The organism is Hydrogenophaga sp. (genome assembly GCF_030656115.1).
Lineage (GTDB): Bacteria > Pseudomonadota > Gammaproteobacteria > Burkholderiales > Burkholderiaceae_C > Hydrogenophaga.
Map to the genome: position 1 here is coordinate 23,992 of NZ_JAUSOO010000038.1, position 12,541 is coordinate 36,532.

Here is a 12,541-nt window from a genome sequence, read left to right on the forward strand (position 1 = left end):
GGAGGCTTTGCCGGGAGCCCTGACGGTGATGTTCTTGATGGCCGGTCGCGCGAGCAGTTAGCCACGGTGTTCCGAAGCCCCTAAAGCGCCCAGCCTCTCAGGCGATGTCGATGGCGTGAAAGCCGAACTGCCCGCGGCGGCGGTCGGCGAAATAATGTTCCAGGGTTTCCTTGACGGTGCGAAACGCGATTTCGTCCCAGGGAATGTCGGCTTCGGTGAACAGGCGGGCCTCGATGGTTTCCACGCCGGGGTTGAACTGGTCGCTGAGCAGGCGGGCTCGGTAGTAGATATGCACCTGGCCCACGCGGGCCACGTTCATCAGGGTGAAGATCTCGCCCATCTCAAACTGTGCACCGGCTTCTTCCACTGTTTCGCGGGCGGCGCCCTGGGCGGTGGTTTCGTTCAGTTCCATGAAGCCGGCGGGCAGGGTCCACTTGCCGAAGCGGGGTTCGATGTTGCGCTTGCAGAGCAACACGTGTTCGCCCGACGCGCCCCACACGGGGACGGTGCCCACCACGTTGAGCGGGTTTTCGTAGTGGATGGTGTGGCAGACGGTGCAGACGGCACGGGGCTTGGTGTCGCCGTCATCGGGGATGCGGTAGGCGACGGGTGAACCACATTGTCTGCAGTGTTGGATGGGGCTGCGGTGCATGTGCAAAGTGTAGGGGCAAACAAAAAGGGCTCCTTGCGGAGCCCTTGGAGTCACGGCGTGGGTGCGGGGTATTGGCCCCGCCGACCGCACCGAGCGGCATCAGGCCTTTTTGGTGCCGCTGGTTTTGCCGTGTTTTTCGATCAGGGCTTTGGCACTGTCCAGCAGCTGCTTGCCGTTGAAGCCGCGCTTGTCCATGTCCTGCATCCACTCCACTTCCACCAGACGGGCCTTGCGCTTGAATTCCTGCGCTTCGGCGGCCGGGATGGTGTAGATGGAATTGCCTTGCTTGACGGCCGATTCGCGGCCCGGGATGTCGCCACTTTGCTGGACCTTGCCCAGCCAGGCCGAGGTGTCCATGCCGGAATTCTTGTCGATGATGGCCTTCAGGTCGGGCGCCAGCGAGGCGTATTTGGCCTTGTTCATGGCCATGATGAAGGTGGTGGTGTACAGGGCGCCACCGGCGGGATCGAATTCGCTGTGGAACTTGGTCAGCTCATGCACCTTGACCGAGGGCACCACTTCCCACGGAATCACGCAACCGTCGATCACGCCTTTGGACAGCGCATCGGGGATTTGTGGCAGCGGCATGCCCACGGGCGAGGCGCCCAGGTACGACAGCATTTTGGTGATCTGGCGGGTGGGGCCGCGCACCTTGGAGCCGCGCAGGTCTTCAGCCGTTTTGATCTGCTTGCTGCGCATGTGGAACATGCCCGGGCCGTGCACCTGCAGGGCAATGGGCTGCACTTCGCGGAACTCGTCTTTGGCCACGGTCTGCACGTATTCCCAGAAGGCCTTGGAGGTGGCTTCGGCGTTGTTCATCATGAATGGCAGCTCGAACACTTCAATGCGCGGGAAGCGGCCGGGCGTGTTGCCGGGCAGGGTCCACACGATGTCAACCACGCCGTCCTTGGCCTGGTCGTACAGCTGCACCGGCGAGCCGCCGAGTTGCATGGCGGGATAGCCTTCGAACTTGATGCGTCCGTCGGAGTCTTTGGTGACCTTGTCCATCCAGGCCTTGTGCATGTTGAGCCACACATTGGACTGTGGCGACATGAAGGTGTGGAACTTGAGCGTGACGCTTTGCTGGGCAAAGCCCACCAGGGCGGGGGCGCCGAGGGCCACGGCGGCACCGGTTTGGAGCAGGGTTCTGCGCTGGATCATGGGGAGGTTCTCCTGGGGGACGGGCAAGAAAAAATGCTTGGAAAAAACCATGCAAGGGTACGGGTTTTTGACGGTGGATCGCTACAGGTCAAACCCGCGAAACCTGGGTTGTGTGGAAAAGAGAGAATTTATATTGGTGAAATAGATTTCACTAAAAGAAATTATAGAGAATGGCTGGTACGGGTAAACCCGGGGTTTTAAGCCACGGTGATGCGGATGGGCGTCAGGCCATCCACACCGCCGGTCAGGGTATCGCCCTGCACCACGGCGGCCACGCCTTCGGGCGTGCCGGTGTAGATCAGGTCGCCGGCCTGCAGTTCCCAGGCGTTGGAGAGGTGTTCGATGGTTTCCGCCACGCTCCAGATGAGCTTGGCCACGTTGCTGCGCTGGCGGTCGAGTCCGTTCACCTGCACCCAGATGGCGGCGTGGTGGATGTCGCCGGCCTGCGCGGCGGGTGTGATGGGGCCGATGGGTGCCGAATGGTCGAAGGCCTTGCCAATGCACCAGGGGCGACCCTGTTTTTTCATGTCGTTTTGCAGGTCGCGGCGGGTCATGTCCAGGCCCACGGCGTAGCCGTAGATGTGCTGCGCGGCGTCTTGGGCGCGGATGTTGCGCCCGCCCTGGCCAATGGCCACCACCAGTTCAATCTCGTGGTGCAGGTTGCTGGTGAGGCTGGGGTAGGGCATGGTGGCGGTCTGGCCCGCGTCGGCCACCACCAGGGCGTCGGCCGGTTTCAGAAAAAAGAACGGTGGCTCGCGCCCGGTGAAGCCCATTTCTTTGGCGTGTTCTTCGTAGTTGCGGCCCACGCAGTAAATGCGGTGCACGGGGAAGCGCTCGGTGGTGCCCAACACGGGCACGGACACAACAGCGGGGGGCGTGAAGACGAAGCTCATGGGGTTTTTCCTGGGTGTGGCGAACCGTGGGATCGTAGCGCCAGCGGTGAGGCTGCGGATCGGTGCTTGGTCAGGCTTTGCGCACGTCCTGTCAGTGTTGCTGGGCGGGCAGGCGCACCACCAGCCCGTCCAGCGCGGGGGTGAGCTGGATCTGGCAGCACAGGCGGCTCTCGGGTTCCACCGGGCTGGCGGCAAAGTCGAGCATGTCGGTTTCGTCGGCCACGGGCGGTGGCAGTTGTGAGGCCCATGCAGGGTCGACGATGACATGGCAGGTGGCGCAGGTGAGGGTGCCGCCGCAGTCGCCTTCAATGCCGCGTATGTTGGCTTCGGTGGCGGCTTTCATGAGGCTTTGGCCGGGTGCGGCCTGCAGGTCTTGCACGGTCTGGTCGGCAGAGATGAAGCGGATGTGGATCATGGTCGGGCTTGAAAATGGGGTTCAGATGCGGCTGAAATATTCGCGGCGTTCAAAGTCGGCTTTGTCTTCGGCTTGGGCGTGGCGGTCGATTTCTTGTTGCTTGATGCGGCAGAAATAGCGCACGAAGTCGGCGCCCAGGCCGTCGATCAGCCCCGGGTCGCTTTGCAGCGCGGCCAGTGCTTCGCCCAGCGAGGTGGGTATTTTCTCGCTGCCTTCGGCGTAGGGCGTTTCGCAGGCCGGTGGCGGCTGCAGGCGCTGCGCCAGACCGTCCAGCCCGGCGTGGATTTGCGACGCCATGTACAGGTAGGGGTTGGCGGCGGGTTCGCCCAGGCGGTTTTCAATGCGGGTGGCGGGGTCGCCCGCGCTACCCACCACGCGCAGCATCGCACCCCGGTTGTCCTGCCCCCAGATGACCGACTGCGGCGCCAGCGCGTTGGGCCGAAAGCGGGCGAAACCGTTGATGGTGGGGGTGCACAGCGCGCTCATGCCACGGGCGTGGGCCAGCAGGCCGGCGAGCCAGTGGCTGGCGGCGTCAGACAGGGCGTGTTGTGCATCCAGTGGGGTGGTGCCGGGTGCGGGGGTGTCGCGCACGCAGGCGTTGTTCCCGTTCGGTACCTGCACCAGCGACGGGTGCGGCAAGTCAAGCTGCACCGACGACGGGTGCGGCAATGGAAGCTGCACCAGCGACTGGTGCAGGTGCCAGCCGCTGGACATGATGTGGGGAAACGGCGGGCGGCACATGAAGGTGGCGTGGTAACCGGCGCGGCGCAGCGCCTGGCGCACACCGTTGCGAAACAGCACCATCTGGTCGGCGGCGGTCAGGGCGTCGGTGGCGTCGAACACCGCTTCCACCTGGCTGGGGCCGAGTTCAATTTCCAGCGACTGCAGCGGCAAACCCAGCGCCTGCGCGGTGCGCATGACGATGCCGAGCGGCTCGTCGGCCATGTCGATCATGGCTTCGGCCTGCAGGTTGTAGCCGGGGTGGATCATCTCCACCGTGGGCGGCAGGCCGGGCCAGCCAGCGAGTTCGGGGTTCAACTGCGGCGCGGTGTCGGTGATGCGGTAGATGTGAAACTCCACCTCCAGCCCGGTCTTGAGCCCATAGCCGGCCTGGGCCAAGCGCGCCAGCGCTTGCTGCAGCACATGGCGCGTGTCCAGCGGCACCGGCGTGCCGTCAGCAAACCAGGGCTGGCAGCGCAGCCAGCCGGTGTGGGCTTGCCAGGGCAGGGCGGTGAAGCTGGTGGGGTCGGGCAGCAGCATCAGGTTGGCGGCGCCGGCAAAGCCGGGCAGGTCATCGGTGCCGCCGGCTTCGAACACTTTCCAGGCGGTGCGGTCGGCGGTGTCTTTCAGCATCATCGTGCCCACCATGCCGGCGCCGTCGCGCAGCGCCTTGATGGCGGCGTGGGCCATCAGCGTTTTGCCGCGCAGCATGCCGTGCGCGTCGCACCAGCCCAGGCGCACGCGCTGTATGCCGCTGGCTTCAATGAGCTGGGCGGTTTGCAGGCAGGCGGCTTCGCGGGCGGCGTCGTGCACGCCGCAGCGGCGGGCCAAGTGGGTCATTTCGCGCCTGCCGTTTCGGTGGCCGGGGCTTCTGCGGGTGCCGCCGGGTTGCGCCATGGGGCCGCCGCGCGTTTGGCCCGCACCGCGTCTTGCCACCAGGCCTGCCAGTCTTGCGCGGGCGCAATGCCGTCCACCGTGTCGGGGCCGCTGATGTGGGCGTGCTGGGCCGCGTCGGCCATGCCCGGCGGTGTGCCGCCTTGCTCCACCGTGTCCATGGCCTGCAGCAGCAGGCGCCGGTTCGCCAGGATCACCTTGTCGGTGGTGCCCAGGTGTTCGCGGGTGCGGTCTTGTATGGCGCCCATGCTTTCGCAGGCCCATTGGTCGTGCACGTTGATGTCGTCTTCGCCCATGCCCAGGTAGGTGCGGTGTTGCTGCTCTTCGGCGTTGAAGCCCCACTGGTTGTGGCGGCCCGACTTGGGCACGTAGTCGGGCAGCGTCACGGTGGCCAGGCGCTGGTTGCGCATGGTGGTCTTGTCCACCGGGGTGTCGAAGCTGGTGAAAAACGCATACCAATAGTTGTGCGTGTCGTCCACCGGCACATGCATTTGCGTGATGGTCATGGTCTCAGACAACGGGATCACGAAGGTCTGGGGGAACACCGCGTTGGTCACGCGCACATGGGTCAGCGCCTCGGTCATCTTGCGCAGCGCGGTCAGGCGCAGGCCATAGGGCATGGACTCGAAGGCAATCTCGGGTTGGTCAAACTCGCGCATCACCTTCGTCATGGGCCAGCGCTCACCGCCCACCTCGCCCACGCTGGCGCCGCGAAACTGCTTGCCGTAGCTGTCTTCCAGCGAGCCGTCGTTGAAAAAACGGTGCAGGTACGAAGCGTGCGCCGGGTCGATGCCCACCTCCAGCGCCTGCAGCCAGTTGCAGTGCCACAGGCCCTTGAAGGCAAAGCTGTGGCTGGCCGGGGCTTCAAAACAATCGAGCGCGGGAAACGGTGGCGGGGTGCTGCCCTCGGGCCCCAGCCAGGCAAACAGGGTGCCCGCTTTTTCCACCAGCGGGTAGCTGCGCTGGCGGATGCGGCTGCACAGCTTGCTGCCTGCGGGCTCGCCCGGTGTCTCGGTGCACTGGCCACTCAGGTCAAATTTCCAGCCGTGGAACGGGCAGCGCAGGCCGTCGCCCTCGTTGCGGCCAAAGGCCAGGTCGGCGCCCCGGTGCGGGCAGTCGCGGTCGAGCAGGCCGTAGGTGCCCTCGGCGTTGCGAAACAGCACCAGGTCTTGCCCCAGCACGCGCACGGCCTTGACCGGGCGCACCGCCATGGCCGGGTCCAGCGCGGGGTCAAATTCGTCGAGCAGGGCCACGGGTTGCCAGTAGTGGCGCAGCAGCGCGCCCCCCGGTGTGCTGGGGCCCACCCGGGTGATGCGTTCGTTGAGTTCGGCTTTCATGGTGGCTCCTGTGGCTGTCAGACAATGGGCGTTCAAACGGTATACCGTTTTCTGGTTTCAGTGTACAGTTTGCGCCATGAGCCTGCAAGACACCGTATTGATGCAATTGCGCGACCTGATCCTGAGCGGTGAGTTCGCGCCCGGCCAGCGCCTGGCCGAGCAGCAACTGGCCGAGCGCCTGGGGGCTTCGCGCACCCCCGTGCGCGGCGCTCTGGTGACGCTGGAGCAAGAGGGTTTGGTGGAGGCCAACGACACCGGCAAGTACCTGGTGCGCCAGTTCACCGCCCAAGAAGTGGCCGACGCCATTGCCGTGCGCGGCCACCTGGAAGGCATGGCCGCAAGGCTGGTGGCCGAACACGGCGTGCCGCGCCAGTTGCAAGGCGAGCTGCAGGCCTGTCTGGACGAAGGCGACCGCTTGCTGACGCAGAGCCCGCTCACGATCGAAAGCTACGCCGCCTACGCACTCATGAACGACCGGTTTCACGAACTCATTCTGGCGGCCTGCGGCAACCGCGCCTTGCAGCGCGCCGTGGCGCTGAACGACAAACTCCCGTTTGCCCCGGCCTCGGCCATGTTGCCCATGCAGGGCACGGTGGCGCTGGACCGCGACTGGATGCTCTACGCCCACCGGCAGCACCACATGTTGTTTGACGCACTCAAACGCGGTGAGGGCGCGCGCGCGCAGGCGCTGGCGGTGGAACACACCGAGGTGGCGCAAATGAACATGCGCCTGGCGCTGGAGCGTCGCGCCGAGTCGGAGCGGGTGATGCCGGTGATGCGGCTGGTGGTGGGCTGACCGGTACAGGACGCACGCAAAGCCGCCATGGCGTTGTTGCTTCGCCAAGACGCACGTTCGTACTGTCTGCGGCTTCGCGCCTGGCCATGGCGGCTTTGCGCAAGTCCTGCTGTATTCGCGTGCCGCAAGCCGGTGTATCGTGTCGGCATGGAGACACAAAATGACACACCAAACCCCTTGCGCACCAACGGCCTGACGCTCAAGCGCGTGGCCATCGACACCTACCACGAGAACGTGGCCTACCTGCACCGCGACTGCGAGGTGGTCCGGGCCGAGGGCTTTCAGGCCCTGTCCAAGGTGGAGATTCGGGCCAACGGCAAGCGCATTCTGGCCACGCTCAACGTGGTGGACGACGCCAGCATCGTCGGCTGCAACCAGTTGGGCGTGTCGGAAGACGCGTTTGCCCGGCTGGAAGTGGCCGACGGCCACCCGGCTTCGGTGTCGCAGGCCGAACCGCCCGAATCCATTCCGGCGCTGTTTCGCAAAATCAACGGCGAGCGCCTGTCGCGCGAAGACTTCCACGCCATCGTGCGCGACATTGCCGAGCTGCGCTATTCCAAGATCGAACTGACCGCCTTTGTGGTGGCCAGCAACCGCAGCGAGCTTGACCGCGAAGAGGTCTACTTTTTGTCCGAAGCCATGGTGGCCAGCGGCCGCCGGCTGGACTGGCGCGAGCCGCTGGTGGTGGACAAGCATTGCATTGGCGGCATTCCGGGCAACCGCACCTCCATGCTGGTGGTGCCCATCGTGGCGGCTTACGGGCTGGTGTTTCCCAAAACCTCGTCGCGCGCCATCACCTCGCCCGCGGGCACCGCCGACACCATGGAGGTGCTGGCCAATGTGGAGCTGCCGTTTGGCCAACTCACCGAGATCGTGCGCGAACACAAAGGCTGCCTGGCCTGGGGCGGCACGGCCGACCTGTCGCCCGCCGACGACGTGCTGATCTCGGTGGAGCGCCCGCTGGCCATCGACTCACCGGGGCAGATGGTGGCGTCCATCCTGTCCAAAAAAATCGCGGCGGGCGCCACGCACCTGGTGCTCGACATTCCCATTGGCCCCACCGCCAAGGTGCGTTCCATGCCCGAAGCGCAGCGCCTGCGCCGCTTGTTTGAATACGTGGCGCAGCGCATGCACCTGTCGCTGGACGTGGTGATCACCGACGGCCGCCAGCCTGTGGGGCGCGGCGTGGGCCCGGTGCTGGAAGCGCGCGACGTGATGCAGGTGCTGGAAAACGACCCCCAGGCGCCCGACGATCTGCGCCAAAAATCGCTGCGCCTGGCGGGCCGCATCATTGAATGCAGCCCCGATGTGCGCGGAGGCGATGGCTTCAGAATAGCCCGCGACATCCTCGATTCGGGCCGCGCACTGGCGCGCATGCAGGCCATCATCGCTGCGCAGGGCGGGCGGGGTTTTGACCACCACCACCCGCCGCTGGGTGCGCTCACGCTCGATGTGCGGGCCGCCGAGGCGGGCGTGGTGACCGGTATCGACAACCTGCAAATCGCCCAGGTTGCCCGCCTGGCCGGTGCGCCCAAGGTGAAGGGCGCCGGGGTGGACCTGATGCGCAAACTGGGCGAGCCCGTGGCGGTGGGTGATGTGCTGTACCGCGTGCACGCCAGTTACCCCGCCGACCTGGAATTTGCCCGCCAGGCCAGCGCCCGTTCCCACGGTTTCAGCATCGGCAGCGCCGAGCAGGTGCCCCGTGTTTTTGTGGAGTTTTGATGAGCGATACCCTGGCCCTTACACCTGCCGACAGTGCAGCCCACCCAGCAGGTTGTTTGCTGTGCTTTGAAGACGAACAAACCCCCGCGCAGGCCGCTGCTGATGCCACGGGTTTGGCGCTGGCCGTGGTGGTGCGCCACCGTTTTCCCGATGGGGAGGTGCGCCTGCGCCTGCCCGCCAGCCTGCCGCCCCGCGTGGTGGTGTGGCGCGGCCTGCACCAGCCCAACGAAAAACTGGTCGAGCTGCTGCTGCTGGCGCAAACCGCGCGCACCCTGGGCGCCCAACACCTCACGCTGGTGGCACCGTACCTGGCCTACATGCGGCAAGACATCGCGTTCAACCCCGGCGAGGCCATCAGCCAGCGCGTGGTGGGCGCATTTTTGGCCACACTGTTTGACGCCGTGATCACCGTGGACCCGCACCTGCACCGCGTGGCCACGCTGCAAGAAGCCGTGCCCGTGCCCGACGCGGTGGTGCTCAGCGGCGCCCCGCTGCTGGCCGACCACATCGCCGCCCAGCGCAGCGACGTGCTGCTGATCGGCCCCGACGAAGAAGCCCAGCAATGGGTGGCCGTGGCCGCCGAGCGCCATGGCTGGGCGCACGCCGTGTGCCGCAAAACCCGCCACGGCGACCGGCAGGTGGACATTGAACTGCCTGCCCTCCCGGTGGCGGGCCGCGCCGTGGTGCTCATCGACGACGTGGCCAGCTCCGGCCACACGCTGGCGCGTGCCGCCCAGTTGCTGTGCGCAGCGGGTGCGGCGTCGGTGGATGTGGCCGTTACGCATGCGCTGTTTGCAACAGGCGCTGAACAACTGGTGCGCGATGCGGGCGTGGGCGCCATCTGGAGCACCGACTGCATTGCCCACCCCAGCAACGCGGTGAGCATTGTTCCAGCGGTGGCGGCTGCGCTGCGGGAGGTGGCGACGGGTTCAGCATAGGAACCTGTCGATGAAACCTGCGGTTTTCGCTCTCGGCGATCCAAGTCCGACAGGTTTCTGGTGGTCCATTTCGCCAAAGGCATGACGCAATGAAGGGGATGCAACGACGCGTGGCGGAAAATGACGCGGTTTCATGTCGTGGCTTTGGTGAAACGGACTGCGCGCGTCAACCGATCAATCGCTCCGCCGTTCGGTCACACCACACGGTTAAATTGCCGTTCATCCCAGCCACACCGCCGCGCCCGAACAGACCCACGCCGGGCGCGGTGTTGGCCCCACCTTTCGGAGCATTGCCTGATGCACATACCCCACCCCCGCCAGTTGCTGCGTGCCTTGCAGCGCCGCAGCCACACCCTGCCCGGTGTGCAACTGGGTTTGCAGGGCGGTGGCGCACACGGGGCGTTCACCTGGGGTGTGCTCGATGCGCTGCTCCAAGACGGACGCCTGGCCGTGGCCGGTGTCAGCGGCACCAGCGCCGGGGCCATGAACGCGGTGGCCTTGGCGCATGGGCTGATGGTGGGTGGCACCGAGGGCGCGCGCCAGGCGCTGGACCAGTTTTGGTCCGCCGTGGCCACCAGCGCCCCGTTTGAAATGGCCTCGCTGTCGTCCAACGGCGACCGGGTGGTGCTGCCCCCAGCGGTTCGGCTGATGCTGCAATGGTCGCGATTGCTGGCCCCAGAGCAGTTCAACCCGTTTGGCGCCAACCCGTTGCGCGACATTCTGGAGACCCAGGTGGACTTCGAGCGGCTGCGCCGCCACTGCCCGGTGCCGCTGTTCGTCGCGGCCACGCATGCGCAAACCGGCCAGGTGCGGCTGTTTCGCGAGTTTGAATTGGGCGTTGACGCGGTGCTGGCGTCGGCTTGTTTGCCCCAGCTGCACCATACCGTGTTGGTGGACGGCCAGCCGTATTGGGACGGTGGCTACGCGGCCAATCCGCCGGTCTGGCCTTTGCTGGACGACCCCGTCCACCGCGACGTGTTGCTGGTGCTGCTGTCGCCGCTCATGCATGCCGACACGCCCACCAGCGTCAGCGGCATCCGCCACCGCACGCTGGAGTTTGCGTTCAACAGCGCGTTTTTAAGTGAGATGCGGCTGCTGGGCCAATGCCAAGCCCAAGCGCAGGCGCAAGCCGGTTGGCTGCCACGCGGCCCGCTGGCGCACAAGCTGGCTGGCGCGCGTTTTCATGTGCTGGCTGCGTCAGAGCAACTGACCGCGCTGGGCCAAGACAGCAAATTGGTGGCCACCTTGCCCATCTTCAAACACATGAAATCCCTGGGCCGTGAGCATGCGCTCGCCTGGCTGGACCAGCACGCTGCCAGCGTGGGCCAGCGCAGCACGGTGGATTTGGCGCGGGTGTTTGGTGCGTATTGAGCCGACGCGGCGAATCAGGAACGCTTGGGTTGGCACGGGCCATTTCGGTCATGTGGGTGGCATTCGGCGCTGCGTGCTTCAGCCGTTTTCCGTCATACCGCGCTATGCCGTGCGCGACGACTGGGTTCTCGTGGTGGCCGTGCTGCATCAACACCGCGCCTCAGAGGCCGAGAGTTTTTCGACGCTCACAGAGCCGATCATGCCCGTTGCGTATCACGCCGAGCGCGCCAACATGCGCACGAATGGCATCGCCGATGTACGTGGCGAGCGTCTATGGCTCGATCAAGAGCCTTATTTGGACGCATTTACCCACTTTTGCCCCCCTCATGCTGCCTGCGCAGCCTTTGCAGACGCACCACGCCCCCAGCCAATGATGTGCGGTGCCAGCACGGCGGTGCGCATCAGGTTGTGCGCCAGCACAAACAGACCCACCACCGATCGAACCTTGGTCAAGCCACGAACGGGCATTCTCAGCAGTCCCCGGTTGCGCGCTTGGGCGTTCACACATTCGGCTGTGGCCGCGCGCTGCTTGTAAATCTCCTTGGCCTGCTCGGCGGACATGCGCACACGCCACTGCGCCACCGCCTCGGAGTCACCCGCCTTGGGCTGGTGTTTGTCCTGTGCCGCCGGGTCTTTTGGCTCGTCTTGGTGTTCGTCTTCTTTCGCGCCTTGCCGGGCCTTGTGCTCGGGTACTGGCGCATAAACGTCGGTCTTGTCGGCCACCGCGTCGATTTGCGCGTGGGCAGGGAAGCCCCCATCGACCAGCCACTCATCTGGGCTCTGGCCCAGACGCTGCTCGACTTGCTCGACCATGGGTGAGAGCTGGGCCATGTCGCTGCCCGCGTTGACCACATCCATGCCCACGATGACCTGGTCTTCGCAGGTGGTGGCGAACTGCACATTGAAGGCGGGACGGAAACCGCCGTCTCCCATCTTCATGACGCGCGCATCGGCGTCCGTGCTGCTTGAGCGGGCTTCGGTCTTGGATCCGTTGCGTTTCTTCACCGCAGCCACTTCGGGCAGTTGTTTGAGGGCTGCCTGGATGCGCGCTTCACGCTCCTGGGCTGCGCGCAACTGGGCCGCCTGGGCGCGCCGATTGGCCAAGCCGGGGTCCAGGACCTGCGCCTTGAGTGTCTGCACCAACTCACGGGCCTCTTGGAGGTGCTGTTCCAGGCTGGCCTGGCGGCGAAAGGAGGCTGCTGCAGCGTCGGCGCGCACGCGCATGCCGTCTTGCGCCACGCGCGTCAGGCTGATCGCGCCTGCTGCGGCCAAGGCGGCCACGTTGTCGGTGAGCAGGTTGTCCATCAAGGCTTCGTTGCCAGCGCGAAAGTCGTTGAGCGCGTGGTAGTTCACCGAGACGCCCCCGCAGATCCAGCGGTAGGCATCGTGCTCCTGGCTCAACCGTGCCAATTCGCGCCCGCTGCCCACACCCTGCAGCGTGGCGTACAGCCACAGCGCGAAGAGGATGTGCGGGTCGATGGCGGCACGCCCGGCGTTGCTGCCGCGCGCTTTGATGCCAAGGATCAGCTGGCTCAGGTCTTGGTGTACGACGTAGCCCCACACCAGGCGGGCTCGGTGGTCTGCGGGGAGCAAGGACTCCAGGTCCGAGGCGCGCAACTCAACCTGTGAGCGGTTGGGTTGC

The 12,541-nt window shown here is 65.7% G+C and carries 11 protein-coding genes; 4 read left to right on the top strand and 7 right to left on the bottom strand.

The genetic code is table 11. The features are described from left to right. Window positions 1-97 precede the first annotated feature (97 nt). The 6 genes from Q7J58_RS05345 to Q7J58_RS05370 form a co-directional block, all read right to left on the bottom strand. On the bottom strand, window positions 98-652 hold the full coding sequence (locus tag Q7J58_RS05345; protein WP_304824490.1) for an NUDIX hydrolase: 555 nt from the start codon (window positions 650-652) through the stop codon (window positions 98-100). Between the two features lie 99 nt (window positions 653-751). Further along, window positions 752-1,813, bottom strand: coding sequence for a TRAP transporter substrate-binding protein (locus Q7J58_RS05350; protein ID WP_304824493.1), 1,062 nt, complete (start codon window positions 1,811-1,813; stop codon window positions 752-754). Window positions 1,814-2,010: 197 nt separating this feature from the next. Continuing rightward, entirely contained in the window at window positions 2,011-2,706 is a 696-nt protein-coding gene (locus Q7J58_RS05355; protein ID WP_304824496.1) for a fumarylacetoacetate hydrolase family protein, read from the bottom strand. Between the two features lie 91 nt (window positions 2,707-2,797). Then, the gene (locus tag Q7J58_RS05360) at window positions 2,798-3,121 is read right to left on the bottom strand and encodes a 2Fe-2S iron-sulfur cluster-binding protein (protein ID WP_304824499.1); all 324 of its coding nucleotides are present in this window, start codon (window positions 3,119-3,121) and stop codon (window positions 2,798-2,800) included. 21 nt (window positions 3,122-3,142) lie between these two features. Further along, window positions 3,143-4,681: a glutamine synthetase family protein gene (locus Q7J58_RS05365; RefSeq protein ID WP_304824502.1), complete on the bottom strand. Its 1,539-nt coding sequence runs from the start codon at window positions 4,679-4,681 to the stop codon at window positions 3,143-3,145. Further along, window positions 4,678-6,072: a Rieske 2Fe-2S domain-containing protein gene (locus Q7J58_RS05370; protein WP_304824504.1), complete on the bottom strand. Its 1,395-nt coding sequence runs from the start codon at window positions 6,070-6,072 to the stop codon at window positions 4,678-4,680. Before Q7J58_RS05370 ends, Q7J58_RS05365 begins: the two co-directional genes overlap by 4 nt. 76 nt (window positions 6,073-6,148) lie before the next feature. On the opposite strand from Q7J58_RS05370, the gene Q7J58_RS05375 reads away from it, so the two are divergent. The 4 genes from Q7J58_RS05375 (at window position 6,149) to Q7J58_RS05390 (ending at window position 10,899) form a co-directional block, all read left to right on the top strand. After that, window positions 6,149-6,868 (top strand): GntR family transcriptional regulator, encoded by a 720-nt coding sequence (locus Q7J58_RS05375; protein WP_304824507.1) that lies wholly within the window; start codon window positions 6,149-6,151, stop codon window positions 6,866-6,868. Between the two features lie 192 nt (window positions 6,869-7,060). Beyond that, window positions 7,061-8,590 carry a thymidine phosphorylase family protein gene (locus Q7J58_RS05380; RefSeq protein ID WP_304824519.1) on the top strand — a complete coding sequence of 510 codons (1,530 nt, stop codon included), beginning with the start codon at window positions 7,061-7,063 and terminating at the stop codon, window positions 8,588-8,590. Continuing rightward, window positions 8,590-9,528 (top strand): ribose-phosphate diphosphokinase, encoded by a 939-nt coding sequence (locus Q7J58_RS05385; protein ID WP_304824510.1) that lies wholly within the window; start codon window positions 8,590-8,592, stop codon window positions 9,526-9,528. Before Q7J58_RS05380 ends, Q7J58_RS05385 begins: the two co-directional genes overlap by 1 nt. A gap of 297 nt (window positions 9,529-9,825) precedes the next feature. Continuing rightward, complete coding sequence (locus Q7J58_RS05390; RefSeq protein WP_304824513.1) at window positions 9,826-10,899, top strand: patatin-like phospholipase family protein; 1,074 nt, start codon at window positions 9,826-9,828, stop codon at window positions 10,897-10,899. 324 nt (window positions 10,900-11,223) lie between these two features. Here the strand turns inward: Q7J58_RS05390 and Q7J58_RS05395 are convergent. Beyond that, window positions 11,224-12,541: IS1182 family transposase (locus Q7J58_RS05395; protein WP_304824516.1), on the bottom strand; the 1,318-nt coding region annotated here is incomplete at its 5' end.